Origin of the sequence: Lentzea pudingi (genome assembly GCF_014646255.1) — a bacterium.
GTDB classification, from domain to species: domain Bacteria; phylum Actinomycetota; class Actinomycetes; order Mycobacteriales; family Pseudonocardiaceae; genus Lentzea; species Lentzea pudingi.
Map to the genome: position 1 here is coordinate 311,455 of NZ_BMNC01000003.1, position 26,254 is coordinate 337,708.

The window sequence follows — 26,254 nt, forward strand, 5'->3', positions numbered from 1 at the left end:
GTCACAGGGAGACCGCGTGGCGGCGGCTCAGGACGGCGACGCGCAGGATCACGGCGATGGCGAGCGCGCTGAGCAGGGCGATGTCGAGGAGCATGTAGCGCCACCCGGTGATGTCGACCATCGCGCCGACGATCCCCGGCCCGATGAACCCGCCCGTCGCCCAGCTCACCGTGTAGAGGCCCGTGTACACGCCGATCACGCGGGCGGACGGGGCCAGGTTCCACAGGACGACGGCGGCGTTGATCAGGAACCCGGACGCGCCGGCGGCCGCGACGCAGAAGGCGGCGACGGTCGCGGCGGGGGTCGGCACGAGGGTGCCGAAGGCGAGCGAGACACCGAAGACGACCATCCCGATCGTCATCGTCCGGACGCGCCCGATCCGTTCGGCGAGCAGGGCGGCGGGGTAGGCGGCCACGAGGAACGCGACGCCGCTGGGGAACGTGAGCGAGCCCGCCGCGCCACGGGACAGGCCCAGGGTCTCCATGCCGTACGGGGTGAACAGCGACCGCGAGGAGAACCAGGCCGAGGCGAACAGCAGGACCGCGGTGACGAGGAGGAGCCGGCTGCGGTTCGGATCGCGGAGGATGTCCTTGAGCAGGTCGCGCAGCCGCACGGACGTCTCGTCGCGGGCGTCCTCGGTGAGCGCGAGCTGGTAGGCCCGCGAGGTGCTGTCCCGCACCCGCGAGACGAGCACCGCCGTGCACACCAGCATGAGCAGCGCGGGAACGGTGAACGCGAGCTTCGGGTGGTCGTCCACCAGCAGTGCGCTGATGAGCGCGGACACGATGACGGTCAGGCCCGAGGCGATCTTCACCGCCGCGTTCGCCCTGCCCCGGCGTTCCGGCTCGATGAAGTCGGGCAGCAACGCCTGCGCGATCGGCTTGAAGCTGTTGCCCACCAACGAGTACACGAAGATCACCGCGATCAGTGCGGGCAGTGCCGTCGCCAGCGGGATCAGGACGAACAGCAGCGCGGCGAGCGGCATGCCCACCGCCAGGTAGGGAATCCGGCGGCCCCACCGCGTGCGGGTGTTGTCCGACCGGTTGGCGATCCACGGCTGCACGAAGATGCCGAGCAGGTTGTCCATGCCCATGAGCAGGCCGACGACCGCGGTGCTGGCGATGTGCTCCCGCAGCAGCGGCGGCACCTGGGCGTCGTAGAAGTCCCAGGTCGCCTCCTGCGCGAACACGGCCAGCGCGACGAAGAACGTGATGCGCCTGGCGAGCCGCCGGTCGACCGGCGCGGCGAGTGACGACATCGGGAAGCCTCCGTTGGCTCGGGAACGTCGCGGCGTCACCAAGCTAGGATGCTATAGCAAAATTAGCAAGCAATAGCTTAGGCGCTTGCCGTAGTATCGGCGCTCGTGATGGCGGAGAAAGATCCTCAGTCCGGCACGCTGGCCGGCCGGGCCTACCGCTCGGTCCACGACGCCATCGCGGCGGGTGAGCTGGCCCCCGGCGAGAAGGTCACCGAACGCGGCCTCGCCGAGAGGCTGTCGATGAGCCCCACCCCGGTCCGCGAGGCCATCCGCCGGCTGGAGCAGGACGGGCTGATCAGGAGGACCGGCCCGCGCACGGTCGTCGTCGCGGACATCGGCGCCTCCGCCGTCGAGGACCTGGCCGAGGTCGAGATCGCGTTGCGGGGCCTCATCGCCCGCTTCGCCGCCCGGCACGCCGGCCCCGCGCAACTCGACGAGCTCGACGGGATCCTGGACGAGGCGGACGACCTGCTGATCGTCATCAAGCAGCGCGCCGCCGACGGCCGTCCGGCCGACAAGCACCTGAACGCCCTGCTGGACACCATGCGGCGCTTCAACGACGCGGTGGCGTCCTGCGCGGGCAACGCCATCCTGGTCCGGCTGCTCGAACAGACCAGGGTGTTCTCCCAGGCCGAGCGCCGGGCCCGCATGCTGGAGCGGGCGGCCGCGAACCACCAGTTCGGCCTCGACCGCTACGCGAGCCACCGCGCCCTGGTCCGCGCCCTGCGCGCGGGCGACTCGGCCGCCGCGGAGCAGATCGCGATGGACGACGTCCGCGGCGGCCTGGACGACCTGCGCGGCGAGCCCGTCAGGGTGCCGACCGGGAAATGAGCACGCCCTTCGCGTGGAGGCGCTGCTCCGTTCAGGAGATCGGTGTTGCCCGGCGTAACGACCCGATCGCTCACGGAGACATCAGCCTTGGTGTCCGCACGAGGTGAGGGTGTGCCGATGAAGATCGACCTGTTCAACGAGATCCAGAACCCCGGCCCTGCCCCCGAGCAGTTCCGCTTCCGCCAGGCCCTCGACCAGGCCCGTCTCGCCGACGAGCTCGGCTACGGCTGCTGGTGGCAGGTCGAGCACCACGGCGCGGGCGAGTTCAGCCTGTCCTCCGCCCCCGAGCTGATGCTCGCCGCCCTGTCCCAGCAGACCTCCCGCATGCGGCTCGGCCACGCCGCCGTGCTCGCACCCGGCCGCTTCAACCACCCGATCCGCGTCGCCGAACGCGCCGCCACCCTCGACCACCTCAGCGGCGGGCGCGTCGAGCTCGGCCTCACGCGCTCGACCATCCCCGAGTGGAACCTCTTCGGCGTCGAGCCCGCCGACGCGCGTGCCCAGACGGCCGAGGCGTTCGAGATGGTGCCGAAGATGTGGACCACCGACCACTTCTCCCACAGCGGCGCGCACTACGACATCTCCGACGTCTCCATCGTCCCCAAGCCCCTGCAGACGCCGCACCCGCCGCTGTGGCAGGCCGCCGCGTCCCCGACGTCGTTCGAGGAGGCCGGTCGTCGCGGTGTCGGCGTGCTAGGCACCACGATCTGGGAGTCCATCGACCGGGTCGCCCGGATGATCGACCTCTACCGCGCGGCCGCCTCCGAGTGCACCGAGCCGGTCGGCTCGTTCGTCAACGACCAGGTCGCCTACTTCACCTTCGTGCACTGCGCCGAGACCGACGAGCAGGCCATGCGCAACGGGGCGGCGGCCGCCGCGGCCTGGTACACGGTGACGGCGTTGCGCTTCTTCAACGCCGCCGCCGAGTTCGCCGCGACCATGCAACGCCACCAGGACCTCCTCGCGGGCGGCGACCGCAGCCTCACGGCTGAGTTCCTGCGCGCCGAGGTGGACGCCGCCCCCACCGACGCGCAGCTCGTGATCGGCCGGATCATCCAGGGCGAGGACGTGCCGGAGGACGAGCTGTTCGAGGTGCTGTCGGCGCAGCAGTCGCTGATCGTCGGCAGCCCGGACACGTGCCGCAAGAAGCTGCGCGAGTACGCGGACCTCGGGATCGACCGGCTGATGTGCCTGCAGCAGATCGGGCCGATCGGGCACGACGAGGTGATGACGAGCATCAGGCTGATCGGGGAGCTGATCCCGGAGTTCGACCGGTCCTGACCCGCGTCAGCCCTTGGCCCGCAGCACCGACTGCTCGCCGCGTTCCAGAGCGGCGACGTGGTCGGCGACGTTGAAGGCGTCGCTCAACGTGCCGCCGCTGTCGAGGAGGCCGATCACCCGGTGTTCGGCCTCCTTGACGGCCAGTGCGGCGTCGAGGAGCGACTCGATCCGCGCCGGGGCCACGACGACGAGGCCCTCGTCGTCGGCGAGGACCAGGTCGCCGGGGTTGACCGTGACACCGCCGCAGGTCACCGGGACCTGGAGCTCACCGAGCTGCACAGAGGTGCCGGCGCGCGGCGTGACGAACCGGCTGTAGACCGGCAGCGCGCACGTCGAGACGTAGGACATGTCGCGGTAGCCGCCGTCCACGACGATGCCGCCCAGCTTCCGGACCAGCGCCGCCCGCGCGAACATCTCGCCACCGAGTGCGGTCTCGCGTGCGCCGCCGTCCACGACGATCACCGCGCCGGGCTCGGCCGTCTCGACCCCGCGCAGCACGGCCAGGAAGTCCTCGCGGCAGCGGACCGTGAACGCCGGACCACAGATCCGGGTCGCCGCGGACCGGGCGCGGATCGCGCTGTGCACGACCCGCGTGGTCCGGTCCGCGTCGCAGAGGGCGGTCGTGTCGACGGCGAGAAACCGTTCCAGCAGTTCGTCGTTCACTGGCATGAGGCGCGATCCCTTGTCTCGGCGGTGGAACTCCCTCCATCCCACCCCGGCCGGATCGGCCCGTCTACGGTGATGCCGTGGCTGACACCCGACAACGCCTGATCGACGGCGCGATCGAGACGATCCGCGCGCACGGTCTGACCGGCACCACGGCACGGAGCATCGCGGCCACCGCCGGGGTCAACCAGGCGCTGGTCTTCTACCACTTCGGCACCGTCCACGACCTGCTGCAGGCCGCGTGCCTCGCCGCCACCCGGGCCAGGGTGCAGCCGTTCGCCGACCAGCTCGGCAAGATCACCGACCTGCGGCAGCTCCTCGCCCTCGGCCGCACCCTGCACACCGCGGAACGCGCCGAGGGCAACGTGATGGTGCTCGCCCAGCTGCTGGCGGGCGCCCAGACCGATCCCAAGCTCGCCGAGGCCACCGCGGCCTCGCTGCAGCTGTGGATCACCCCGATCGAGGACGCCCTGACGAGGTTGCTGGCCGGCTCTCCGGTGGCCGAGCTGATCGACACGGCGGGTCTCGCGCGTGCGGTGAGCGCGGGTTTCATCGGCCTGGAGCTGTACGAGGGCGTCGACCCCGAGGGGGCCCAGGCGGCGCTGGACGCGCTCGACCGGCTGGCCGTGCTCATCGAGGTGGTGGACGACCTCGGGCCGGTCGCGGTCCGCGCACTGCGCGCCAAGCTCCGGAAGACCGCCAAGAACCGTATTTGAGCAACTGCTCAAATGCAGCTACCCTCCTGTTTGAGCAGTTGCTCAAACAGGAGGTGGCCTCATGGCGCGACGGCGAGCGCTCTACGTGGAGACGCTGATCCAGGCCGATCTCGACGACCTGTGGCGGCACACGCAGGAACCGCACCCGCACCAGCGGTGGGACCTCCGGTTCACCCGGATCGACTACCTGCCGAAGGCGGATCCGGACGCGCCGCAGCACTTCCGGTACGCGGTTCGCGTCCTGCCCGGGCTGGAGGTCGACGGGACCGGCGTCAGCGTCGGCGAGCGCACGAAGCACGACGGCTCGCGGACCTCGGCGCTGCGGTTCAGCTCGGCGCACCCGTTGTCCCTGATCCGCAGCGGCGCGGGCTACTGGCGGTACGTGCCGACCAGTGAAGGCGTCCGGTTCCTCACCGGCTACGACTACCAGCCCGGCTGGGGCCGGCTGGGCGCGCTGGCCGACCGCCCGTTCCGGCTGCTGATGGGGTGGGGGACGGCCTGGTCGTTCGACCGGCTCCGGCTGTGGCTCGAACGCGGCGTGGCGCCCGAGGTGTCGTTCCGGTCGGCGGTGCTGGACGCGGGCACGCGGGTCGCCGTCTGCGCCGTCGCCTGGTGGTCCGCGCCGGTCGTGCTCGCCGCGGCACTCACCCTCGCCGCTCTGCTCGCCCCGCCGCTGCCGTCCACCCCGGCCGCCCGCCGGTGCCGCCGGAACCCGCCGGACCGGCGTTCGTCGACGGCGCCCTCCACCCTGTCCACTTTGGAGCACCCATGACGTCGATCTTCCAGCGCGCGCTCGGCCGTGACTTCGACCGCCTGCACCCGCAGCTGCAACGGCGGTTCGGCGTCTCCGACGAGGGCGGTGTCGCCTGCGTCGGCACGGGCACGATGGACCGGGTCTGGCACGGCCGCGGTTTCACCCGGCCGTTCCTCTGGCTCGGGGCGAAGCGCCACATCCTGCTGCCGGGCCACGGCGGCGACATCCCGTTCACCATCGAGAACTACCCCTACCGCGACTCGCTCGGGCGGGAGACGGTGACCTTCGTCCGCACCTTCACCTTCGACCGGCCGCAGCGCTGGGACGCCACGATGATCTACAGCCCCGAGCGCGGCTGCGTCGTCGACTACCTGGGCACGCACCAGCACGTCGCCGTCGACCTGCACCTGTCCGTGGACGAGCGCGGCGGGCTGCTGATCCGCAGCGGGGAGCAGCGCTTCCACGAGGGCCCGGTCCACTTCCGCATCCCGATGCTCGTCACCGGCACCGCGGAGGTCCGCGAGTCCTACGACGACGAACTGGGCCGGTTCCGCATCAACGTCGAGGTGACCAACCACCGGTTCGGGCCGCTCTTCGGATATCACGGCACCTTCGCGTGCTCCTACCCCGAGAGCGAGGCCGTGCCGGACGCGGTCAGGCCGGTGCGGGAGCAGGCGAGGGTGTGACGACGGGTGCGCCGGTCCTGGCCACGACGTCCTCGACGGTGCTGCCGGGTGCGAGCTCGACCAGGCGGAAGACGCCGTCCTCGACGTCGAGCACGGCCAGGTCGGTGATCACGCGCGAGACGACGCCGCGGCCCGTGAGCGGCAGGGTGCAGGCGTCGACGAGCTTGGCGTCGCCGTTGCGGGCGTTGTGCTCCATCAGGACGATGACGCGCCGGGCGCCGCTGACGAGATCCATCGCGCCGCCCATGCCCTTGACCATCGCGCCGGGCACCATCCAGTTCGCGAGGTCGCCGCGCGCGGAGACCTGCATGCCGCCGAGGACCGCGGTGTCGATGTGCCCGCCGCGGATCATCGCGAAGCTGGTGGGGGAGTCGAAGAACGACGCTCCCGGCAGCACGCTGACGGTCTGCTTGCCCGCGTTGATCAGGTCGGGGTCGACCTCGTCGTCGTAGGGGAACGGGCCGACGCCGAGGATGCCGTTCTCCGCGTGCAACGTGACGGTGGAGTCGGCGGGCAGGTGGTCGGGGATGAGCGTGGGCAGGCCGATGCCGAGGTTGACGTACTCGCCGTCGCGCAGTTCGAGCGCGGCGCGGGCGGCCATCTGGTCGCGGTTCCAGGCCATGTCAGTTCGCCTCCTGGCGGGCGCGGGTGGTGCGCTTCTCGATGTCCTTGCGGGCGGCCTGCTCGGGGGTGAGCCCGACGACGCTCTGCACGAAGACGCCGGGCAGGTGCACGTGGTCGGGCTCGATCTCGCCGACCTCGACGACGCGTTCGGCCTCGACGACGGTGAACCGGCCGGCCATCGCGGCGGCCGGGTTGAAGTTGCGGGCGGCGGCGTGGAAGACGCAGTTGCCCGCGCGGTCGGCGATCGCGGCCCGGATGAGCGCGACGTCGGTGACGATCGACTCCTCCAGCACCATCTCCTTGCCGTGGAAGGTGCGCACCTCCTTGGGCGGTGAGGACAGAGCGACGGTGCCGTCCGCGTTGTACCGCCACGGGAGGCCGCCCTCGGACACGAGCGTGCCGACGCCGGTCGGGGTGTAGAAGGCGCCCACGCCGGAACCCCCGGCGCGCAGCCGTTCCGCGAGTGTCCCTTGTGGAGTGAGCTCCACGGTCAGCTCGCCCGCCAGGTACTGCCGGGCGAACTCCTTGTTCTCGCCGACGTAGGACGCGACGACGCGGCTGATGCGGCGCTGTTCGAGCAGCAGGCCGAGACCGGCGCCGTCCACGCCGCAATTGTTGGACACGATCGTGAGGTCGTCCGCGCCCTGCTCCAGCAACGCCTCGATCAGGAACCACGGGATGCCCGCGAGCCCGAACCCGCCGACCGCGACGCTCGATCCCGGACGGATGCCCGCCACGGCCTCGGCCGGTCCGCCGACCACCTTGTCCAGGCTCATGAGTGGCTCTCCTTCGTGAGGTGGTCGACGAGCGCCGCGTTCACGACGTCAGGCTGTTCGGCGTTGGCGAGGTGGGCGGCGCCGGGCACGACGAGGAGCCGGCCGTCGCGGACGGACGTGGCGATGTGCTCCAGGTGCGGCGGTGGCGTGGCCGGGTCGTCGGCGCCCGCGATCGCGAGGGTCGGCGCGGTGATCCGGTGCAGGTCGGCGCGCTGGTCCATGGACGCGATCGCCTCGCAGCAGCCCGCGTACCCCTCGGGCGGGGTGGCGGCCACCATCGCCTCCCAGCTCGCGCGGTCCTGGTAGGCCGGGGTGAACCAGCGCTGGACCACGGCCTCGGCGACCGCGCCGGTGCCCTGCGCGCGGACGAGGGCCGCGCGGTCAGTCCAGCTGGAGGCCGGTCCGAGGTGGGCGCTGGTGCACAGCACGGCGAGCCGGTCGACGCGTTCGGGGCTGCGGGCGGCGACGCGCAACGCCGTCATGCCGCCGAGCGACAGGCCGACCAGGTGCGCCGTCTCCACGCCCAGGCGGTTGAGCAGCACGACGAGATCGCCGGCCAGCGCGTCGATCGTGTGCGCGCCGGGCAGGACGGGGGAGCGCCCGTGGCCGCGGGTGTCGTACCGGACGACGCGGAAGTGCTCTTCGAGCGCGGAGGCGTTGGCGTCCCACATCTCCAGCGTCGAGCCCAGCGAGTTGGACAGCACCACGACCGGCCCGTCCGGCCTGCCCGTGACGACGTGGTGGACCTCGGCGACGCTCATCAGCGCACCGCCTCGAAGACCGCCGCGAGGCCCTGGCCGCCGCCGATGCACATGGTCTCCAGGCCGTAGCGGCTGCCGCGGCGGCGCATCTCGTGCGCGAGGGTGGTCAGGATCCGCGCTCCGGTCGCGCCCACCGGGTGCCCGAGCGAGATGCCGGAACCGTTGGGGTTGAGCCGTTCGTCCGCCGGGTCGATCTTCCACTCACTCAGGCAGGCGAGCACCTGGGCGGCGAACGCCTCGTTGAGCTCGATGACGTCCATGTCGTCGAGGGTGAGCCCGGCCCGGCCGAGCGCGGCGGCCGAGGCGGGGACGGGGCCGATGCCCATCACCTCCGGCCCGACTCCCGCCACGGCCCACGACCTGAGCGCGAGCACCGGCCGCAGCCCGCGCTTCTCCGCCTCGGCGCGCGTCGTGACGACGCACAGCGCCGCGCCGTCGTTCTGGCCGCTGGCGTTGCCCGCGGTGACCGTGGACTCGGCGTCGAGCTTCAGCCGCACCGGCTTCAGCCCGGCCAGGTCTTCGAGCGTCGTGTCCGGACGGGGGTGTTCGTCGCGGTCGACCACGACGTCGGGCTTGCGGCCGCCGGGAACGGTGACCGGCACGAGCTCGTCGGCGAACTTGCCGGCCTGGTCGGCGGCGCCCCAGCGCCGCTGCGACCGGACGGCCAACTCGTCCTGGTCGGCGCGCGAGATGCCGTACTCACGGCGCAGGTTCTCGGCCGTCTCCAGCATGCCGCCGGGCACCGGGTGGAACCGGCCGCCCGCGGTCTCCCTGGCCCGGTCGAGGCGGTCGGCGAGCTGCACGCCGCCGCTGCGCACACCCGTGCGCAGCCCCAGCGCGTAGTGCTCGACCTGCGACATCGACTCCGCGCCACCCGCGATCACGACACTCGCCGCGCCGGTCGCCACCTGCCCCGCCGCGTACAGCACGGCCTGCAGCCCCGACCCGCAGCGCCGGTCGATCTGGAGGCCCGGAACCCCGGTGCCGAGGCCCGCGTCGAGCGCCGCGACCCGGCCGATCGCCGGCGACTCGCCGTTGGGGTAGCTCTGCCCGAGCACGACGTCGTCGACATCGCCCTCCCGCAGCCCCGTGCGGCGCACCAGTTCCGTGAGCACGGCGGTGGCGAGGTCGGCGGCGCTCAGCGAGGCGAGCGCCCCGCTGAACCGTCCGACCGGGGTCCGGAGGGGTTCGCAGATCACGACGTCGGTCATGCCCTCGACGCTAGGACGGATCGGTCATATATGGAAATACTCATTTCACGACCACTGAGACTCTGCGAGTATCAATAGGTGGAACTCCGTCATCTGCGCTACTTCGTCGCGGTCGCCGAGGAACGGCACTTCGGGCGTGCCGCCGAACGTCTGCACATGGCGCAACCGCCGCTCTCCCAGCAGATCCAGCAGCTGGAGGCCGAGCTCGGCGTGACGTTGCTGCGGCGCACGACCCGCAAGGTGGAGCTCACCGGCGCGGGAACGGTCTACCTGGACCGCGCGCGAGCCGTGCTGGCCGCCGTGGACGACGCAGGGGAGGAGGCGAGGCGCGTGGCGCAGGGACTGCAGGGCCGCCTGGTCGTGGGCTGCGTCGGCTCGGCCACCTACAGCCTGCTGCCCGCGTTCGCCCGGGCCCTGCGCGACGAGCTGCCGGCCGTCGACTTCGTGTTCCGGGGCGAGATGCTGGCACCCGACCAGCTCGAGTCGCTGCTCGCCCGCCGCATCGACCTCGCGCTGCTGCGTCCACCGGTCGAGCACCCGGCGGTGCGGGTGCGGACGGTGCGCCACGACAAGTTCATCGTGGCGCTGCCCGAGGACCACCGGCTCGCCCGCCGCCGCCGGTTGAAGATCGAGGACCTGCGTGACGAAGACTTGATCGTGCACGCCGCACGCGGCCGCTCGGTCATGCACGGCATCGTCACGGACCTGTGCCGCTCGGCCGGGTTCGAACCTCGCATCCGCCACGAGGTCGAGGAGACCTCGACGCTCGTCACGTTCGTCGCGTCCGGACTCGGGGTGGCCGTGGTCCCGCGACCCGTGGCGGAACTCGGCGTGCCGGGCACGACCTACCGGCCGTTGGCGGGGGACCGGAGCATCGACCTCATGGCCGCCGTGCGCGCCGACGACGACTCGCCGGTGCTCGCCAGAGCGCTCGGGCTGCTGGAGCGGTGGCGGGAAAGGCGTAGACAGGTGTCCTCTGTGGACGTCAGCAGGCCCTGACGACGACCGCGTGCGCCTTGCTGCCGAGATCGAGGATCGTCACGTTCTTGTTCCCGGCGGGGACGCGGACCTGGTAGCTGCCGGGGTTGACCGGGTAGCCGAAGTAGCTGCCGGCCGGGGCGGCCGAGGTGCCCGCGATCATGTAGCCGCCGCGGTAGATCTCGGTCTTGGCGGCCTTGCCGCAGTTGTTGGAGATGTAGATCTTGCCCTTGGTCGCGGCGGTGGCGGAACCCGCGCCGAGAACCGAGATGAACAGACCTGCGGTGGCCAGACCGGTGAGAACGCGCCGGGTGGTCGTCATGGTGCTCCTACGGTGTCGAGGGCTTCGGCCGCAAGATATCGGCGCCCGAGCCCGCGCACAGTGGGTCGAACGACCGACAGTCACGGTCCGGCGGCCTCCACCGGCAGCACGACCTGGAACCGCGTGTCGCCCGGCACCGACTCCACCCGGATGGCGCCGTGGTGCTTGTTGACCACGATCCGCCACGAGATCTCCAGCCCGAGCCCGGTGCCCTCGCCGACCGGCTTGGTCGTGAAGAACGGTTCGAAGATCCGGCCCCGCACCTCGGCCGGGATGCCGGGCCCGGTGTCGCCGATCTCCACGACGAGGTGCCTGTCCTGCGCGAAGGTCCGCACGGTCAGCGTGCCCGCACCGGCCATCGCGCTCAGGGCGTTGTCGATCATGTTCGTCCACACCTGGTTGAGCTCGCCGGCGTACGCGGGGATGGCGGGCAGCGCCCGGTCGTAGTCCCTGACCACGGTCACGTCCGCGAGCTTCCCGCCGAACATGACCAGCGTGGAGTCGAGCAGCTCGTGCACGTCGACCACCTGGTGCGGCGCGCGGTCCATCTGGGAGTACTGCTTGGCCGCACCGACCAAAGTGGACACCCTGGTGGTCGCGTCCTCGATCTCGTTCATCAGCATCTCGGTCTCGACCGTGTACCTGAGCCAGTGCACGGCGGATCCCGTGACGGCCGCCGGGCACGGCACGAGTGCCGTCTCCAGCCACTCGACGTCGAGGCCGGCCGCGACCAGGACGGGCGCGACGTCCCAGCCGCCGCCGATGCCGTGCTCGTCGAGCCAGTCGGCGACCTCGTCCTCGGCGTCGCTCGCCTGCAGCGGGCTGAGCTTCGGTGCCTTGGCGACCCGTTCGACCGCCTTCTCCTGCAGCTTCACCAGCGAGGGCAGGACCTCCGGGTCGATCGCCCCCTGGGCGAGCAGGGCGAGCTTGTGCCGCATCCCCGCGACCCGTTCCCGCAGCGCCGCGGTCGCCCGCACCGCCGCCGCGGCCGGGTTGTTCAGCTCGTGGGTGAGGCCCGCGGACAGGGCGCCGAGCGCGGTCAGCCGTTCGTGCTGGCCCACCGTCGCCTGGGTGTTCCGCATGCCCCAGAACAGGCCCTCCAGCAGGTGCATCGCCATCGGGAACCACGCGCGGACCATCGGCCCGAACTCGTCGGCGTCGAACTGCAGCATCGACGTGGCGGTGATCGACTCGACGGTCATCTGGTAGGTCGGCTGGTCGAGCTCCAGGTACGCCTGGGTGGCGCCGAAGTACGAGCCGCGCAGGTCGCTGCGGCTCACCTCGACGCGCTGGCCACCGATGTTGCGGCACAGGGCGACCGTGCCCCCGAGCAGCACGAAGAAGCACGTCGCGGGCTCGCCCTCGGTGAGCACGGGCGTGCCCGCCTCGCGGGTCTCGACGTGACCGTGCCCGGCCAGCCAGTGGAGCTGGTTCGCGTCGAGCTTCTCGAACAGGAACAGCTCGCGCAGCGCGTCCGGGGTGAGCCTCTCCATCAGGACCTCTCCAAGTAGCGGTGGACCAGGGTGACGGCCATGGCGCCCTCACCGACCGCGGACGCGACCCGCTTCACCGAGTCCGCCCGGACGTCGCCCGCGACGAACACGCCCGGCAGGTTCGTCTCCAGGTGGTACGGCGCCCGTTCGAGGTCCCAGCCGGGAGGTGAGCCGCCGAGGTCGGGCCCGGCGAGCAGGAACCCGCGGTCGTCCCGTTCCAGCGTGCCGTCCAGCCAGTCCGTGCGCGGGGCGGCGCCGATGAACGCGAACAACCAGCTCGCCGGCACGGTCGTCGTCTCGCCGGTCTTGTTGTGCAGCAACGTCAGCGTCTCCAGGTGGTCCTCGCCGGAGCCGCCGCGGATCTCGGTGTGCGTGCGCACCTCCACGTTCGGGATCGCCGCGAGCTGGTCGATCAGGTACCGCGACATCGACTGCTCCAGCGAGTCGCCCCGCACCAGGACCACCACCCTGCGCGCGTGCCCGGCGAAGTAGACGGCCGCCTGGCCCGCCGAGTTCGCGCCCCCGACCAGGTAGACGTCCTGACCGGCGCAGTTCGGTCCCTCGGTGGTCGAGGCGCCGTAGTACACGCCCCGCCCGGTCAGCTCGCCGAGTCCTGGCGCGTCGAGCAACCGGTACGACACACCGGTGGCGAGGATGACGGTGTGGGCGGAGAGCTCGGTGCCGTCACCGAACCGCACGACGCGCGCGGCACCCCGGCGTTCGAGGGAGACGACGTCGCGCGTGGTGAGCAGCTCGACGCCGAACTTGACCGCCTGCCTGCGCGCTCGTTCGGTCAGCTGCCCGCCGGACACGCCGTCGGGGAAGCCGAGGTAGTTCTCGATGCGACTGCTGGTGCCGGCCTGGCCACCGGTCGCGATCCGTTCCACCAGGACGGTCCGCAGTCCCTCAGACCCGCCGTACACCGCGGCGCCGAGCCCCGCCGGTCCGCCGCCCACGACGATCAGGTCGTAGAACTCGGACGACGGCTGCGTGCTCAGGCCGACTTCAGCGGCCAGTTCCGCGTCCGAGGGGTCGACCATGGCCTTGCCCTGTGCCGTGACCACGACGGGCAGCGTCGTCCCGTCCTGGTGCGCGGCGGTGAGCAGGCAGCGCGCCTCCGGCTCATCGAGCGCGTGCCAGCGGAACGGGACGTTGTTGCGTGCCAGGAAGTCCCGCACCTCGTACGAGCGGGGCGACCACCGGTGTCCGACCACCCGCACCCGCTGCGGTGGCTGCCGGTCGCTCACGGCCCACGCGCGCAGCTGCTCGTCGAGCACCGGGTAGAGGTTCTGCTCCGGCGGGTCCCACGGCTTGAGCAGGTAGTGGTCGAGGTCCACGACGTTGATCGCCTGGATCGCGGCATCGGTGTCGGCGTACGCCGTGAGCAGCACCCGGCGCGCCTGCGGGAACACGTCCATCGCCTGCTCGAGGAACTCGATGCCGCTCATCTGCGGCATCCGGTAGTCGGCCAGCAACGCCGCCACCTCCTCGCCGCGCAGCTTGATCTCGTGCAGGGCCTCCAGCGCCTGGGGCCCGGACTCCGCCCGCACGATCCGGTACTGCTCGCCGTACTTCCGGCGCAGGTCGCGCGCCACCGCCCGCGACACGGCGGGGTCGTCGTCGACCGTGAGGATCGAAGGCCGCGAGACGCGACCGGCAGTCGTCATGAGCCCAGTCAAACACCAGAACTCGCCGATGGCCGCGAGCGAGGTACCTTCGTGCTGTGGCAACTACTACTTGTGAACACGTCGCCGAACTGGGGCCGGAGCCCGCACCGTCCACGGTGGAGGGGTGCGAGGACTGCCTGGCCGCCGGTGGCCGGTGGGTGCACCTGCGCCTGTGCCTCGGCTGCGGCAAGGTCGCGTGCTGCGACTCCTCGCCCGCCAAGCACGCCTCGAAGCACTTCGTCGACGAGGGGCACCCGGTCATCCGCTCGTTCGAGCCGGGGGAGACCTGGCGCTGGTGCTTCGAGGACAACACGATCGTCTGACGTCAGGCTGTACCGGCCGCCAGCAGCTCGCGGTAGCGGGCGACGTGGTGCTCGTCCGGGGTCGGCGACACCGCCGGCTCCGGCAGGTCGTCGGGGTCGTCGGCGCTGATCGGCACGCCCTGGGCCCGGCACCGCGCGACCACCTCGGCATAACCGTCGTCCGACCACTGGCCGTACTCGTCGCTCAGCGCCTCGCTGAGGCTGGTGCCGCGCAGGAGCTGGTACTGGCCCTCGTTGTCGAGGCTGACGACGGGCGCCGCGGTGAGCGGGAGGTCGTCCGGCCCGCGCCAGTACCCGAACGCCCGGCCCTCGTCCCCGTCCTCGGCCACCCACGTGATCAGCGCGGCCGTCTCCTCGATCGCGCGCACGTTGGCGACGATGTCCGGATTCGCGAGGTCCGCCGCGGTGAGGTAGCCGGTGTCGAGCGCCTCCGGCCGTTCGTCGTGGGCGAGCAGGCGCAGGCTCTCCGACCAGGGGTTCGGTTTGCCCGCGTCCTGCAGGCGGCGCCAGACTGCGAGGTCTTCGGGAACCATCGACGGGCCTCTCGTAGACGTGATCACCGTGCAGGAGTCTCGCACGGGAACGCGCTCCTGTCGGACACCGCGCGGCGCCACCGCCGGCCTACTCCGGGCGGCCGAGGTCGCACTGCTGGGCGGTCTCCTGCAGGGCCCGCAACGCCGCCCGGCATGCGGGACGGTTCGTGCTCCCGTTGCGCCACAACGCGAACACTCGCCGCCGTGGTGCCGGCAGCAGCGGCACGAACCGCACGCCCTCCAGTGCGGGGCCGCGACCGAGCCGGGGGATGATCGCGGCGCCGAGCCCCGCCGCCACGAGCGCGAGCTGGGTGGAGTGCTCCGACGCGGTGTGCCTGATCGGGCGGTCGATCCCGTTGCGGCGCAGGGTGTTCCGCAGCCAGCCGTGGCACATCTCGTCGCTGGGCCAGCCCACCCAGTCCTCGTCGCGCAGCTCGTCCAGGGTGACCGCGGGCCGGTCGGCGAACGGGTGCGGGGCCGGCAGCGCCACATCGAGGACGTCCTCCAGGAGCGGGGCGCACGAGATCCCTTCGGGCACCGCGAGTGGTTCCTCCGGCCAGTCCTGCACCACGGCGATGTCGACGTCGGCGTGGCGCAGCTGGGTGATCGACTCGACGGGCTCCAGTTCCACGAGCCGCGCCGCCAGGGACGGGTACCGGTGCCGCAGTGAGTGCAGCACCGGCGGCAGCAGACCGCGGGCGGCCGTGGCGAACGCGGCCACCGAGAGCGTTCCCGTCACGGCGCCGCGGTGGTCGGCGAGGTCGGTCTCGACGAGCTCGACCTGCCGCAGCAGCCTGCCCGCGTGCTCGGCGAGCAGGTCGCCGACGTCGGTGAGGCGGATGCCGCGCCCCTGCCTTTCCAGCAGGCGCTGCCCGACCTCGCGTTCCAGTCTGGACAGTTGCTGCGACACCGCGGAGGTGGTCACGTGCAGTGCCTCGGCGGCGCCGCGAACCGATCCCGTCGTCGACACCGCGTGGAGCGTGCGCAGGCGTTCCAGGTTCAACACATCAGCGATGCTACGCAATCAGGCCAAGAATGTTTCGATTGTCTTAGCGACGCGGGGTCGGCAGGCTGGACGAACCGTCACCTTCGCAAGGAGAACCCGTGCACTCCCACCTCGTCCTCGGCGGCGACCTCCCCGTCCACCGCCTGGGTTTCGGCGCCATGCGGATGCCCGCCGACGACCCCGCCGCGGCGCACGCGCTGGCCCGTCGCGCGGTCGAGCTCGGCGTCACCTTCCTCGACACCGCCGACTCCTACGACCTCGGCCGCAACGAGGAGCTGCTGGCCGAGGCCCTCCACCCGTACCCCGACGGGGTCGTGGTGGCCACCAAGGCGGGCCAGTGCCACCCCGGCGACGAGTGGATCCCGCTCGGCCGGCCGGAGTACCTGCGCCAGCAGGCCGAGCTCAGCCTGCGGCGGCTGCGGGTCGAGCGCATCGACCTGTTCCAGCTGCACCGGGTCGACCCCGCGGTCCCGCTGGCGGACCAGATCGGCGCGTTGCGCCGGCTGCAGGACGAGGGGAAGGTCCGGCACGTCGGACTGTCCGAGGTCTCCGTCGCCCAGATCGTCGAAGCCGGGCGGATCACCCCGGTCGTGAGCGTGCAGAACCGGTACAACCTCGCCGACCGGCGCTCGGAGGACGTGCTGGAGCACTGCGAGCGGCACGGCATCGCCTTCCTGCCCTGGCTGCCGATCGCGCCGAGCGTGCGGCCGGACTCGCCGGTGGGCGAGGTGGCCCGCCGGCTCGGCGTCACCTCGGCGCAGGTCGCGCTGGCGTGGTTGCTGCGCCGGTCGGAGGTCGTGCTCCCGATCCCCGGCACATCCTCCCCGCGGCACCTGGAGGAGAACGTCGGCGCGATCGACATCGAGCTGTCCGACGAGGACTTCGCGCTCCTCGACCGGCTGTCACCCGAACTTCGTCCAGTGTCCTTCTGAGACCACCTCGATGGACCCGCCGACGACCTGGATGGCCGTCTGCTCGTCGATCGCGTACGCGGGGCCACCGATCTCGGCGGCCCACTTCTCCGCGTCGGCCAAGGTGTTCGTGGGGAAGAAGTCGAGGTGCGGGAAGATCGAGAAGTCGACTACGCCGAGGGTGCGGTCGTCCGGCGCGGCCGGCCACTCGACGAAGTACGAACCGATCCGGGGCGTCAGCACCATGCTCCCGGCGCTCACCCCCACCCACACCTTGCCGGGCAGGGAGGGCAGCAGGTCGGCCAGCCCGGACTCCCGCATCCAGTGGCTCAGGTAAGTAGCGTCCCCGCCGTCCACCAGGAGCACGTCCGCCTCCTGCACCCAGGGAACCCACCGTTGCGCGCCGATGCTCGGCAGGGCGGTGAGTTCGAGCATCCCGAGGGAGGCCCAGCCCAGGCCGGTGAACTGCCGCCACCGGCCCTCGCCGGTGGCGAGTCCTCGCACCGACGCCGGGGCGCTAGGCGAACTGCCCCACAGAGCGGTCGGGACGCAGAGGGCGTGGCACTCGGAGATCGGTTTGCCGAGAAGCCGCACGAGCGCCGAGTGGATGCTCGGGTTCGTGACGCCACCTGAGGTGAGCAAGAGCTTCAAGGGTGCCTCCTGGATCGCGGAACGTGGTCGTGCCTTCAGACCAGGGACCCGGCCGGAACTCATCGCGGCTCAGCCGGGCACTTCGTCCAGGTACGCCTTCGCCTGCAACGTGAACAGCTCGGCGTACCCGGCCTTGGCCGCCATCAGCTCCTCGTGCGTCCCGTACTCGGCGACCTTCCCGTGCTCCAGCAGCAAGATCCGCTCCGCCTGCCGCACGGTTGAGAACCGGTGCGAGATGTACAGCGTCGTCCGGCCCTCCGACAGCTCCCGCAGGCGTGAGAACAGGTCGTGCTCGGCCTGTGCGTCGAGCGCCGACGTCGGCTCGTCGAGCACCAGGATCGGTGCCTCCCGCTGGAACGCCCTGGCCAGCGCGATCTTCTGCCACTCACCGCCGGACAGGCTGACGCCCTGGTCGAACCAGCGGCCGAGCGGGCTGTCGTACCCGCGGGGGAGCCGCTCGATCCGCTCGTCCGCGCCGGCGCGGCGGGCCGAGTTCTCGATGTGCGGCCGGTCCTCCAGTCGCGCCAGGTCGCCGAGTCCGATGTTCTCCGCGGCGGTGCCCTGGTACGTCACGTAGTCCTGGAACATCGCGCTCATCCGCTTGCGCAGCTCGTCGGGGTCGTACTCGCGGATGTCGACGCCGTCGAGCAGGATGGCGCCACCGGTCGGGTCGTAGAGGCGGCACAGCAGCTTGAACAACGTCGACTTGCCCGCGCCGTTGCGTCCCACCACCGCCACCGTCTCGCCGGGGCGGATCTCGAAGGTGACGTGGTCCAGCGCGGGCTCCTGCGCGCCGGGGTAGCTGAAGGTCACCGCGTCGAACCTGATGTGACCCTCCACCGTGGACGGCATCGGCCGGGGAGAGGCCGGCTTGGTGATCTCCGGCTCGGTGTCCAGGAACTTGTACAGCGTGTCGAGGTACAGGTTGTTCTCGTACATCCCCGACAGCGCGGTGAAGAGCCCCGACACCGACGTCTGCACGGACGCCGCCGCGGCCGTGTACAGCGCCAGGTCTCCGAGCGTGAGCCGCCCGCCGACCGCCTCCAGCGCGATGTACAGCGTGATCGCCGAGCCCGCGAGCGTGCTGAGCAGCCCCCACGACGTCGAGCTGATGTTGCGGTTGATCGTCAGCTTCCGCTGCCGCTCGTAGGAGACGCTGCCGAGCCGGCGGAACCGGTCGACGAAGTACGGGCCGAGCCCGAACAGCTTCGTCTCCTTGGCGTAGGTGTCCGTCGTGACCAACGACGACAGGTAGTCCATCCGGCGCTTGATCGGCGACATCACGAAGGTCAGCCAGAACGCGCGCGAGCCGTACTTCGACTGCGAGATGAACGCCGGGATCGGCGCCAGCAGCGCGACCAGGGCCAGCAGCGGGCTGATCGAGACGAGCAGCGCGATCATGCTGCCGAACGTGATGAGCGTCCGCAGCAGCCCGAGCGCCGAGTTCATCATCGACAACGGCCGCGTCGGCGCTTCCTGCGCTGCCTGGCGCAGCATGTCGTAGGACGCCGAGCCCTCGAAGTACGCGAGGTGCAGTTCGCTGGCGTGCGCCATCACCCGGTGGCGGATGGTCAGCGTCATGCGTTCCTGCAGCAGCGACTGCGCGATGGACGTCAGCGCACTGCTGACCGCCGTCGCGCCGAGCACGCCGAACTGCAACAACGCGATCTTCACGATGTCGTCCGTGGTGCCGGTGTGCTGGATCGCCGCGACGACGGAGTCCAGCAACAGCTTCGCGATGTAGGCGGTCGCGGTCGGCAGGAGTCCGGACAGGAGCGTGATCAAGGTCAGCAGGACGGTCAGCACCGGGCTGGCCTGCCACGTGAGCCGCGCGACCTTCGGCAAGCCGCGGACGGTGCCCGCGACGGACGTCCTCGCGCGCTTCAGCCGGGAGCGCAGGTCCTTCGGTTCGTCGTCCGGCGCCGGTTCGGGGATGTCGACCGGCCCGGTGAGCCCGCTGTCCGGCACCGTCGTGGGGCGCCGCCGCCGTCCACGCCGGCCCAGCGCGAACTCCAGGCCGCCACCTCCGCCCGGCATCATCCAGCCTCCACGGCGCCGTGCAGGAAGAAGTCGACCACCTGGCGCGTGGTGGGCGCGTCGACGTCCGAGGCCAGTCGCCGGCCGCCGAACAGCAGGGTCAGGAAGAGGGACGCGAGCTGCTCGGGCGGCAGCCGCAGCCGGTCCTCCCCGGGCGTGAACAGCTCGACCATCGCCCCGCGGATGGCGGCCATCGACTCACGGCGCCCGCCCCTGCCGCGCTGTCCGGGCTCGCGGTGCTTGACCCGGCCGGACGCGTGCAGGGCGCCCATCAGCGCGCCCATCCGCTCGAGGTGCGCGCCGAGTGCTTCGGCGGCCTCGACGAGCCGATCCTCCAGGGGCTGGTCGACGGGGATCTCGGCGATCGCGTCGAGCACGTGGTCGGGCCGCAGCGCCTCGGCGGTGCAGGCGTCGAACAGCTCGTCCTTGTCCTTGAACGCACGGAAGATGGTGCCTTCGCCGATGCCGGCGGCGCGGGCGATCTGGCTGCTCGTCACGTTCGCGCCGTGCTCGATCAGGAGCGGCAGCACGGCGTGCACGATCATCGCGCGCCGGTCCTCGGCGCTCATGCTCGGCGCTCGTCGCCGGGCTTCGGATGCTGGTGTCATGCCTCCAGTGTGCGGAGTGAGCGCTCACTCCGTCAAATGGGTTCGGTGTCGTGTGCCCCACGAGCGAGTCCTTCACGGCTCGTGACGTCGATGGTCCGATCGGCGGCACGCACTCCTGACCGCTGCGGCACGCGAGGAGACCGTGGGATGGTGAAGCGGTGGACACGACTGAATTCCTGGGGGCCGTGGCACATCCAGGCGGCTTTCTCATGCAACGACCGGAGCTGACCGTAGGCGTCGTGCGCGCGCTGTCCCGGCTCTCGGGGTTGGAGATCGAGTTGCTGGCCCGCCGCCCGCTGGACCGCCGCAGCGCGACCGAACGGCAGCAGGACATCCGTGCAGGGCTCGCGGGCCCGCCGGTCGCGCCCCGCAGGTTGCTGCCGGCGTGGGACGAGGGCATGGACCTGCGCGTCGGCTGGCTCGATGACGACGGCCGGGCGCACTGGGAGTTCGCCACCTCCTACTCGTCGAACGGCGGCGACCACTTCCTCAGCTCGTCCGGTCCCAGCTACCGCGCCGCGTTCCGGTTCCCGCCGGCGTTCGGCCGGATGTCACTCGTGCTCGCGTGGCCGGAGATCGGGTTCCCGGAAGTGGTCCTCACCCTGCCGTTGCCCGACCGCGACACCGTCGAGCAGGCCACCACCTCGATCTGGCAGGCGCCACTGGACGTCCGGCCCCTGCCGGAAGGCCTCACCCACCGCGCCGACCCGAGCTACGACGCGGTCGACCTCGAGACGGGCACGAGCGTCGCGGCGCCACGGGTGCTGCACCGCGACGATCACGCGGCCGTCGTGCTCACGCGACTGGCCGCCACGGACTCGCTGCTGTCCATGGAACTGCTCTGCGTCGCCAAGGGCGATCCCGCCGACAGGATCAACGCCGTGGCCTTCGACCTTTCGAGACGTGCCGAACCTGTTGTGGACGACCCGGCCCAGGCGCGGGCGGCAGGTCCTGGCGCCTCAGTGGCGATCATCCGGGGACACGAGGCCGTCTGGGTCCGGTCGGGCGACCGGGGGGCCTCCGGCGGCGACCAGGCTTTCTCGTCCATCCAGGAGTTCACGTTGAAGCGCCCGGACCACGACGTGCTCGACCTCGTGATCGCCTGGCCCCTCGCCGGACTCCACGACGTGCGGGTGCAGGTTCCCCTCGGCTCGGCCTGACGAGGCCGCTCAGCCGACCTGGTCCAGGTAGGAGATGACCGCAGAGGCGTTGGGGCCGAAGCGCTCCCACTTCTGCCGCAGCCGCAGGCGACCCTCCACTGTGTACTCTGGGTTGCCGCTGTCCGGCTGGGTGTGATCTCGTGCGAAACCTGTCCCGCGAGCGCCTCCCTGTCGTAGACTCCCCAAAAGATCACCCTGGGGGGCGGTTCACATGTTCGACTCTGATTGGGGTCTCCGCGACTTCTACGCGGGCGACGAGGACCCGAACGTCACGTACACCATCATCCTCGTTGCGGGACAAGCACTTCCGCTCGCCGTCGTGCGCCTGACCGGTGGCGTCGAAGAAGCCTTCACCCACGAGCTGCGCTGGGAGCCGTCGACCCTGCTGAGCCGGGTTCCCAGCGAGCCGACGTGGACCGCGAAACCCGCGAACGTCGGCTACGCCAACGGTTTCCTCGTCGAGATGGTCCAGGTGGTCCGCGCCCGGACACATCTCTCGGAGTTCGCGGACTACAAGTACTTCGCCTACTTCCGCCAGACGGTGGACGTCCTCGACCTCCGCAAAGCGCACGCGCTCATCCGGCGCCCCGAGTACTACGGCGACCAGGAGTACATGGGACACAACACGTGGGAGGACACCGACCGTCCCCACGACGTCGACCGCGGCGAGGACATGCAGGGCGACTACGTCGCGATCAGCGCGCAGGAGGCGGCGGAGTTCAGGCAGCGGCTCGACGCGTGGTGGGCGAACGAGGCCCTGCGCCACTACGTGATCACGGTGAACGGCAACCCGGCCGCCGTGGCCGCGAGGTCCCGCAGCGCCAGTGCCTCGGTGCAGGAGATGGTCTTCGACGACGACAAGGGCGAGTTCGCGCCGGGCGAGCTCGTGAGCAGGGCCCAGCAGGACCCGATCGCGGCGGCCGAGGAGGTGCCGTACGACTACGCGGTCAGGGTCATGGCCGCACTCGTCTGCTTCCGCAGGGACCAGGACCGCGCCAAGCTGACCGGCGGCTACGCCACGTTCCAGCGCCAGGTCGACGTGCTCGACCTCGACTCGGCGATCGGGATCTCCCGCGAGCCGGTCCCCGAGAGCGAGGGCGTCAGCCTGCCGTTGACCGACTTCGAGGCCTACCGCCTCTTCCTGCGGCTCAGTCTGCGCCTCGCCCGCCGCGAGGCCCGGCCCGTCGACGGCCACTACTACTTCGCCGTGCTGGACTCGCTGCGCGACGCCGCGGACGCGGGCCGGGCCGTCTCGCTGATCCGCTGCCCCGCGGACTCCGCACCGCGGTGGGAGCTGTTCCTGCGCGCCGGTGAATGGCTGCCGACCAGCGGGCCGCTGAGCCTCGTCACGAAGCCGATCGGCGCGGCCGACCTGCACGCGATCGCGGCACGGCTGTCCGGTGAGACCCGCTACTTCCAGATCGTCAACGGGGAACCGGGCTTCATGAGGTTCATCCGCTGGTCGCCGGCCGGCGAGGCGACGCGTGAGCACCCGGACGCGCCGTGGCAGCCGTGTGACGTGCTCGGCCGATGGCGGCGGGAACCGGCGTGGACGATCACGGAGCCGGGGTGGCTGCGGGCGAGGGAGACCGGCTCCGGCTGAGCCGAGCTGCTCGGTACCCGAACGGCGGCTGTACGGTGACTGGTTTTCGGCAGATAGTGCACATTTTGTTGGGCTGTACAGCCGAGCTACGTCGAATCCATGGGGGCATCGGGCCGTGGCAGGTTCGCACCGTTCCAGTGCGACGGCAACGGGGCTGGTCGACGGGTCGGTGAGCCGCGCGACCCGTGCTTCGGTGCGCACGGTTCGATCGCTCACCAACGTGTTCGCCTGGCTCGGTGCCGCCGCACTGGCCGGCAACCTCGTCTTCGCCGGTGACGGGATCGTCCGCTTCCCGCTGGCCGCGGTGGTCGTGCTCGTGGTGGGGACGTGGTTGTGGTGGCCGCGTCACGACGGCTGGGCGGTCGCGGTCGCCGAAGGCGTGGTCACGGCGGGCGCGGTGGTGGTCCTCCCGAACGCCCAGCCGGTGCTCGCGTTCCTGTTCGGCACGACGACGCGGCGCGCGTTGCACGGCGGTCCGGGGCGGTATCCGGTGAGGTCGCTCGTCAGCCTGGGCGGTTACGTGGGAGGGCTGTGCGTGTCGTTGTCGCGGCTCGACCGGGTCGATCCGGGCGTGGTGATGGCCGGGGTGATGCCGTTGCTGGGCCTGGTGATCGGGACGTTCGCGCTGCACGAGACGGTGCGTGCGGTCCGCGCGCAGCAGCCGCCCGCAGGACGGTGGGGGCGGTGCTGCAGGCGAGTCCGGTCGGGCTGGCCGTCCTCGACGAGCGGGGAACTCCGCTGCTGCACAACCTCCGTGCCCGGGAGATGTTCGGCTGGGACGACGACGTCGAGGCGAGCACGGTGCTGTGCCCGCACGGCGTCGGCATCATCCAGTGCCGCGAGGGGTGCGCGGGGCGCGCGGTCGAGGTGGAGCCGCGCGACGGGGTGGTGCTGTCCGTGCACACCGGTCCGGTCGAACAGGACGCCGGGCCTGATCACGTGGTGGTCGCCGCCGTGGACGTGAGCGGGCGCCGGGAGTGGGAGGAGGCGTTGCGCGACCGGGCGGAGCGCGACGCGTTGACCGGCCTGGCCAGCCGGGCGCACTTCCTGCACCTCGTGCGGGACGCGATGGCCCTCGAACCCGTCGTCGGGCTGCTGGTCGTGGACCTGGACAGGTTCAAGGACGTCAACGACGCCGACGGCCACGAGGTGGGCGACCGGTACATCGAGGCCGCGGCCGGCCGCGTGAGATCCGCACTACCGCCCAAGGCCGTCGCGGGACGGCTCGGTGGTGACGAGTTCGCGGTGCTCGCGCCCGGCTTCGACGTCCGGGACACCGTGCGGCTCGCGAAGTCCGTGCTGTCGAGCCTGAACGGTGCCGCGCAGCCGTTCGCGGCGAGCGTCGGTGCCGCGGTCTCGCAGACCGGCGCGGGCGTGGCCGACCTGCTCAGGGACGCGGACACCGCGATGTACGTCGCGAAGCGGGACGGCGGGAACCGGGTGCGGATGTTCCGCCAGGAGATGGGGGAGCAGGCGCTCGCCCGGCAACGCGACAGGACGGACCTGCGCGCCGCGATCGAGGGTGGCGAGCTGGTCGTCCACTACCAGCCGATCGTCGACCTGGCGACGAGCGCGGTGGCCGGCGCCGAGGCACTGGTCCGCTGGCAGCGTCCCGGTGTGGGGCTGCTCGGTCCCGACGCGTTCATCGGCCTGGCCGAGGAGACCGGCCTCATCGTGCCGCTCGGAGAGAAGGTGCTCCAGGCCGCGAGCGAGCAGGCCGTGCGCTGGCACGCGGAGGGCCGGTGCCTGGGGGTGACGGTGAACGTCTCCACGCGCGAACTGGCGACCCCCGGCTTCCTGCCGCGGCTGGAACGGGTGATCACCACCGCGGGGCTGGCGCCGAGCCGGTTGACCATCGAGGTGACCGAGAGCGTGTGGGCGGACGAGCCGGCGATGCGGACCCTGGTGTCCGTGCGGGACGCGGGGATCCGCGTGGCGCTGGACGACTTCGGCACCGGCTACTCGTCGCTGAGCTACCTGCAGCGCTACCCGTTCGACGTCGTGAAGATCGACCGCTCGTTCACCGGCGCCCTCGGCCGCAACGGGCGCACCGAGGGCGTGATCCGGTGCATCATCGCGCTGGCAGACGTGCTGGGCGCGAAGACCGTCGCCGAGGGGATCGAGACACCGGAGCAGGCCGACTGGCTCCGCGACGCCGGCTGTTCCTACGCGCAGGGCTACCTCTTCGGCAGGCCGGCGGACGCGGCGAGCTGGCACGCGCACTCGTCGGCGGCGTCCCCGGGCTGGTGACCTCCGCTCCACGGCCACACGCCACCGACCCCGACGGATTCGAGTCGAACGGCGGTCGAATCGCGGAAGTCGTCGCGCCGCAGCAACTCCCTGCCCCACGGTGCGATCCATGAGAATCGCGGCGACCGGACTCGTGCTCGTGCTCATGAGCGGCCTCCCGAGTCCCGCGCGGGCCGCCGTGTGGGAGGACGTGATCGGGCCGGGTTCCTTCGGCGGCCACGGCGCGCTGGAGTCGGAGTGGAACTACCGGTACCCGTGAGGTTCCGACCACAACGGCACCGCCCGCATGTACGCGAGCGCCACGACCACAACCACGTGTCGTTGTCGGGCGGCGTGCTCATGGTGAAGGCCACGCGGATCTCGTGGAACGAGGCAACAGCAGCGCCGACCCGCACCTGCCCATCCGCTACCACTCCGGCGCGACGGCAGGTGGATCGCGAAGCACACGGGGAGGAACTTCGCGGGCAAACCGCTGTTGCTGATCCTCAACCTGCAGATGGAGGGCTCGTCGGGCAGCCCGGGGCCGACCGCGGAGACGGTCTACCGCGCTCGCAACGTCTACATCGGACGGACGCGGGCGTAGCGGAGCGGACACCGGCGCCACCCGGTGCGGGCGGGAGTCCGCCCGCACCGGGTGCTCAGCTCACGAGCAGGCGTAGTACCGCGTCAGGCTGCTCTGCGGGAACCACTCGTTGACCGCGCAGTGGTAGACCCTGCCGGTGCTCTCCTCGTGGATGGCGACGTACTCGGAGTACCAGGCGTCGGACTCCCGGCCGCCCTTGCCGAGGCTGATGTAGCCGATGGTGCCGAAGGACGGGTGCCGGTGCGGTCCGGACGTCCACGTCTCGCCGCGGCGGAAGTCCCGGTCGAACTGCATCGGGTCGGACTTGCCCTCGGTGCCGAACATCGTCACCCGGACCGGGTCCTCGGTGTCCGCGTTCGTCAGGTTGCCGGTGCGGAAGGTGAGGTAGTAGGTGCTGATGCCATCGGCGGCGGAGGCGGGGACGACCGCCGTGAGCGAGCCGAGAACGGCCAGTGCCGCGGAGAGCAGCACAGTGCGGATCTTCATCTTCTCTCTTCCTGTCGACGCGTGTCGTGACGCCGATACCGTGCCGGGGCCCGGTGGTCGCGTGGCGGTCGTTCGGCGG

General features: G+C 71.4%; 27 protein-coding genes and 1 pseudogene. 13 read left to right on the top strand and 15 right to left on the bottom strand.

Going from position 1 to position 26,254, the window contains the following annotated elements; all coding sequences use genetic code 11:
- Position 1 precedes the first annotated feature (1 nt).
- A complete protein-coding gene (locus IEY88_RS12395) occupies positions 2-1,258 on the bottom strand; it encodes an MFS transporter (protein ID WP_189154841.1) in 1,257 nt (418 codons plus the stop codon).
- A gap of 108 nt (positions 1,259-1,366) precedes the next feature.
- Between IEY88_RS12395 and IEY88_RS12400 the strand changes: the two genes are divergently transcribed.
- Positions 1,367-2,089: a GntR family transcriptional regulator gene (locus IEY88_RS12400; RefSeq protein ID WP_189155392.1), complete on the top strand. Its 723-nt coding sequence runs from the start codon at positions 1,367-1,369 to the stop codon at positions 2,087-2,089.
- A 117-nt stretch (positions 2,090-2,206) separates the two neighbouring features.
- A complete protein-coding gene (locus IEY88_RS12405) occupies positions 2,207-3,370 on the top strand; it encodes an LLM class flavin-dependent oxidoreductase (protein ID WP_189154842.1) in 1,164 nt (387 codons plus the stop codon).
- A gap of 6 nt (positions 3,371-3,376) precedes the next feature.
- Here the strand turns inward: IEY88_RS12405 and IEY88_RS12410 are convergent, their stop codons facing one another.
- Positions 3,377-4,039 (bottom strand): RraA family protein, encoded by a 663-nt coding sequence (locus IEY88_RS12410; RefSeq protein WP_189154843.1) that lies wholly within the window; start codon positions 4,037-4,039, stop codon positions 3,377-3,379.
- A 77-nt stretch (positions 4,040-4,116) separates the two neighbouring features.
- On the opposite strand from IEY88_RS12410, the gene IEY88_RS12415 reads away from it, so the two are divergent.
- From IEY88_RS12415 to IEY88_RS12425, 3 genes are all read left to right on the top strand, one after another.
- Positions 4,117-4,752: a TetR/AcrR family transcriptional regulator gene (locus tag IEY88_RS12415; RefSeq protein ID WP_189154844.1), complete on the top strand. Its 636-nt coding sequence runs from the start codon at positions 4,117-4,119 to the stop codon at positions 4,750-4,752.
- 61 nt (positions 4,753-4,813) lie between these two features.
- Positions 4,814-5,524 (top strand): hypothetical protein, encoded by a 711-nt coding sequence (locus tag IEY88_RS12420; protein ID WP_189154845.1) that lies wholly within the window; start codon positions 4,814-4,816, stop codon positions 5,522-5,524.
- Positions 5,521-6,192 carry a DUF4166 domain-containing protein gene (locus IEY88_RS12425; RefSeq protein WP_189154846.1) on the top strand — a complete coding sequence of 224 codons (672 nt, stop codon included), beginning with the start codon at positions 5,521-5,523 and terminating at the stop codon, positions 6,190-6,192. The genes IEY88_RS12420 and IEY88_RS12425 overlap by 4 nt, the downstream gene beginning before the upstream one ends.
- On the opposite strand, the gene IEY88_RS12430 is transcribed toward IEY88_RS12425, so the two are convergent.
- From IEY88_RS12430 to IEY88_RS12445, 4 genes are read right to left on the bottom strand one after another with little or no spacing between them, the layout of a single operon-like run.
- The gene (locus IEY88_RS12430; RefSeq protein ID WP_189154847.1) at positions 6,161-6,814 is read right to left on the bottom strand and encodes a CoA transferase subunit B; all 654 of its coding nucleotides are present in this window, start codon (positions 6,812-6,814) and stop codon (positions 6,161-6,163) included. The two genes, IEY88_RS12425 and IEY88_RS12430, sit on opposite strands and share 32 nt — an antisense overlap.
- Before the next feature lies 1 nt (position 6,815).
- Complete coding sequence (locus IEY88_RS12435; RefSeq protein WP_189154848.1) at positions 6,816-7,592, bottom strand: CoA transferase subunit A; 777 nt, start codon at positions 7,590-7,592, stop codon at positions 6,816-6,818.
- Complete coding sequence (gene pcaD, locus IEY88_RS12440) at positions 7,589-8,353, bottom strand: 3-oxoadipate enol-lactonase (RefSeq protein ID WP_189154849.1); 765 nt, start codon at positions 8,351-8,353, stop codon at positions 7,589-7,591. The genes IEY88_RS12435 and pcaD overlap by 4 nt, the downstream gene beginning before the upstream one ends.
- Complete coding sequence (locus tag IEY88_RS12445; RefSeq protein ID WP_189154850.1) at positions 8,353-9,564, bottom strand: acetyl-CoA C-acetyltransferase; 1,212 nt, start codon at positions 9,562-9,564, stop codon at positions 8,353-8,355. The genes pcaD and IEY88_RS12445 overlap by 1 nt, the downstream gene beginning before the upstream one ends.
- 78 nt (positions 9,565-9,642) lie before the next feature.
- Here IEY88_RS12445 and IEY88_RS12450 point away from each other — a divergent pair, with 78 nt between their 5' ends.
- On the top strand, positions 9,643-10,563 hold the full coding sequence (locus IEY88_RS12450; RefSeq protein WP_189154851.1) for a LysR substrate-binding domain-containing protein: 921 nt from the start codon (positions 9,643-9,645) through the stop codon (positions 10,561-10,563).
- On the opposite strand, the gene IEY88_RS12455 is transcribed toward IEY88_RS12450, so the two are convergent.
- The 3 genes from IEY88_RS12455 to IEY88_RS12465 all read right to left on the bottom strand — a co-directional run bounded on the left by IEY88_RS12455 (position 10,550) and on the right by IEY88_RS12465 (position 14,024).
- Complete coding sequence (locus IEY88_RS12455; RefSeq protein WP_189154852.1) at positions 10,550-10,864, bottom strand: hypothetical protein; 315 nt, start codon at positions 10,862-10,864, stop codon at positions 10,550-10,552. The two genes, IEY88_RS12450 and IEY88_RS12455, sit on opposite strands and share 14 nt — an antisense overlap.
- An 80-nt stretch (positions 10,865-10,944) precedes the next feature.
- Positions 10,945-12,357, bottom strand: a complete 1,413-nt coding sequence (locus IEY88_RS12460) for an ATP-binding protein (protein WP_189154853.1) — start codon at positions 12,355-12,357, stop codon at positions 10,945-10,947.
- The gene (locus tag IEY88_RS12465; RefSeq protein ID WP_189154854.1) at positions 12,357-14,024 is read right to left on the bottom strand and encodes an NAD(P)/FAD-dependent oxidoreductase; all 1,668 of its coding nucleotides are present in this window, start codon (positions 14,022-14,024) and stop codon (positions 12,357-12,359) included. The genes IEY88_RS12460 and IEY88_RS12465 overlap by 1 nt, the downstream gene beginning before the upstream one ends.
- A 56-nt stretch (positions 14,025-14,080) precedes the next feature.
- On the opposite strand from IEY88_RS12465, the gene IEY88_RS12470 reads away from it, so the two are divergent.
- Complete coding sequence (locus tag IEY88_RS12470) at positions 14,081-14,347, top strand: UBP-type zinc finger domain-containing protein (RefSeq protein WP_189154855.1); 267 nt, start codon at positions 14,081-14,083, stop codon at positions 14,345-14,347.
- 2 nt (positions 14,348-14,349) lie between these two features.
- Here the strand turns inward: IEY88_RS12470 and IEY88_RS12475 are convergent, their stop codons facing one another.
- Both IEY88_RS12475 and IEY88_RS12480 read right to left on the bottom strand, forming a co-directional pair.
- Positions 14,350-14,880: a hypothetical protein gene (locus IEY88_RS12475; RefSeq protein WP_189154856.1), complete on the bottom strand. Its 531-nt coding sequence runs from the start codon at positions 14,878-14,880 to the stop codon at positions 14,350-14,352.
- Positions 14,881-14,968: 88 nt separating this feature from the next.
- The gene (locus IEY88_RS12480; protein ID WP_189154857.1) at positions 14,969-15,886 is read right to left on the bottom strand and encodes a LysR family transcriptional regulator; all 918 of its coding nucleotides are present in this window, start codon (positions 15,884-15,886) and stop codon (positions 14,969-14,971) included.
- A 98-nt stretch (positions 15,887-15,984) separates the two neighbouring features.
- Here IEY88_RS12480 and IEY88_RS12485 point away from each other — a divergent pair, with 98 nt between their 5' ends.
- Positions 15,985-16,818 carry an aldo/keto reductase gene (locus IEY88_RS12485; RefSeq protein WP_268241229.1) on the top strand — a complete coding sequence of 278 codons (834 nt, stop codon included), beginning with the start codon at positions 15,985-15,987 and terminating at the stop codon, positions 16,816-16,818.
- Here the strand turns inward: IEY88_RS12485 and IEY88_RS12490 are convergent.
- The 3 genes from IEY88_RS12490 to IEY88_RS12500 all read right to left on the bottom strand — a co-directional run bounded on the left by IEY88_RS12490 (position 16,789) and on the right by IEY88_RS12500 (position 20,054).
- Positions 16,789-17,448 carry a Type 1 glutamine amidotransferase-like domain-containing protein gene (locus IEY88_RS12490; protein WP_189154858.1) on the bottom strand — a complete coding sequence of 220 codons (660 nt, stop codon included), beginning with the start codon at positions 17,446-17,448 and terminating at the stop codon, positions 16,789-16,791. The two genes, IEY88_RS12485 and IEY88_RS12490, sit on opposite strands and share 30 nt — an antisense overlap.
- A 69-nt stretch (positions 17,449-17,517) precedes the next feature.
- Positions 17,518-19,464 carry an ABC transporter ATP-binding protein gene (locus IEY88_RS12495; protein ID WP_189155394.1) on the bottom strand — a complete coding sequence of 649 codons (1,947 nt, stop codon included), beginning with the start codon at positions 19,462-19,464 and terminating at the stop codon, positions 17,518-17,520.
- Positions 19,465-19,484: 20 nt separating this feature from the next.
- Positions 19,485-20,054: a TetR/AcrR family transcriptional regulator gene (locus IEY88_RS12500; protein ID WP_189155395.1), complete on the bottom strand. Its 570-nt coding sequence runs from the start codon at positions 20,052-20,054 to the stop codon at positions 19,485-19,487.
- Positions 20,055-20,251: 197 nt separating this feature from the next.
- On the opposite strand from IEY88_RS12500, the gene IEY88_RS12505 reads away from it, so the two are divergent.
- The 5 genes and pseudogenes from IEY88_RS12505 to IEY88_RS44145 all read left to right on the top strand — a co-directional run bounded on the left by IEY88_RS12505 (position 20,252) and on the right by IEY88_RS44145 (position 25,365).
- On the top strand, positions 20,252-21,253 hold the full coding sequence (locus tag IEY88_RS12505) for a hypothetical protein (RefSeq protein WP_189154859.1): 1,002 nt from the start codon (positions 20,252-20,254) through the stop codon (positions 21,251-21,253).
- A 211-nt stretch (positions 21,254-21,464) separates the two neighbouring features.
- Positions 21,465-22,856 carry a hypothetical protein gene (locus IEY88_RS12510; RefSeq protein WP_189154860.1) on the top strand — a complete coding sequence of 464 codons (1,392 nt, stop codon included), beginning with the start codon at positions 21,465-21,467 and terminating at the stop codon, positions 22,854-22,856.
- 684 nt (positions 22,857-23,540) lie between these two features.
- A pseudogene (locus IEY88_RS45450) lies at positions 23,541-23,597 on the top strand (hypothetical protein); the annotation flags it as partial.
- A 24-nt stretch (positions 23,598-23,621) separates the two neighbouring features.
- The gene (locus IEY88_RS12515; RefSeq protein ID WP_373294092.1) at positions 23,622-25,106 is read left to right on the top strand and encodes a putative bifunctional diguanylate cyclase/phosphodiesterase; all 1,485 of its coding nucleotides are present in this window, start codon (positions 23,622-23,624) and stop codon (positions 25,104-25,106) included.
- Positions 25,107-25,215: 109 nt separating this feature from the next.
- Positions 25,216-25,365: a hypothetical protein gene (locus tag IEY88_RS44145; RefSeq protein WP_229693314.1), complete on the top strand. Its 150-nt coding sequence runs from the start codon at positions 25,216-25,218 to the stop codon at positions 25,363-25,365.
- Positions 25,366-25,749: 384 nt separating this feature from the next.
- Here the strand turns inward: IEY88_RS44145 and IEY88_RS12525 are convergent, their stop codons facing one another.
- Complete coding sequence (locus IEY88_RS12525; protein ID WP_189154862.1) at positions 25,750-26,175, bottom strand: PLAT/LH2 domain-containing protein; 426 nt, start codon at positions 26,173-26,175, stop codon at positions 25,750-25,752.
- Positions 26,176-26,254: the final 79 nt, after the last annotated feature.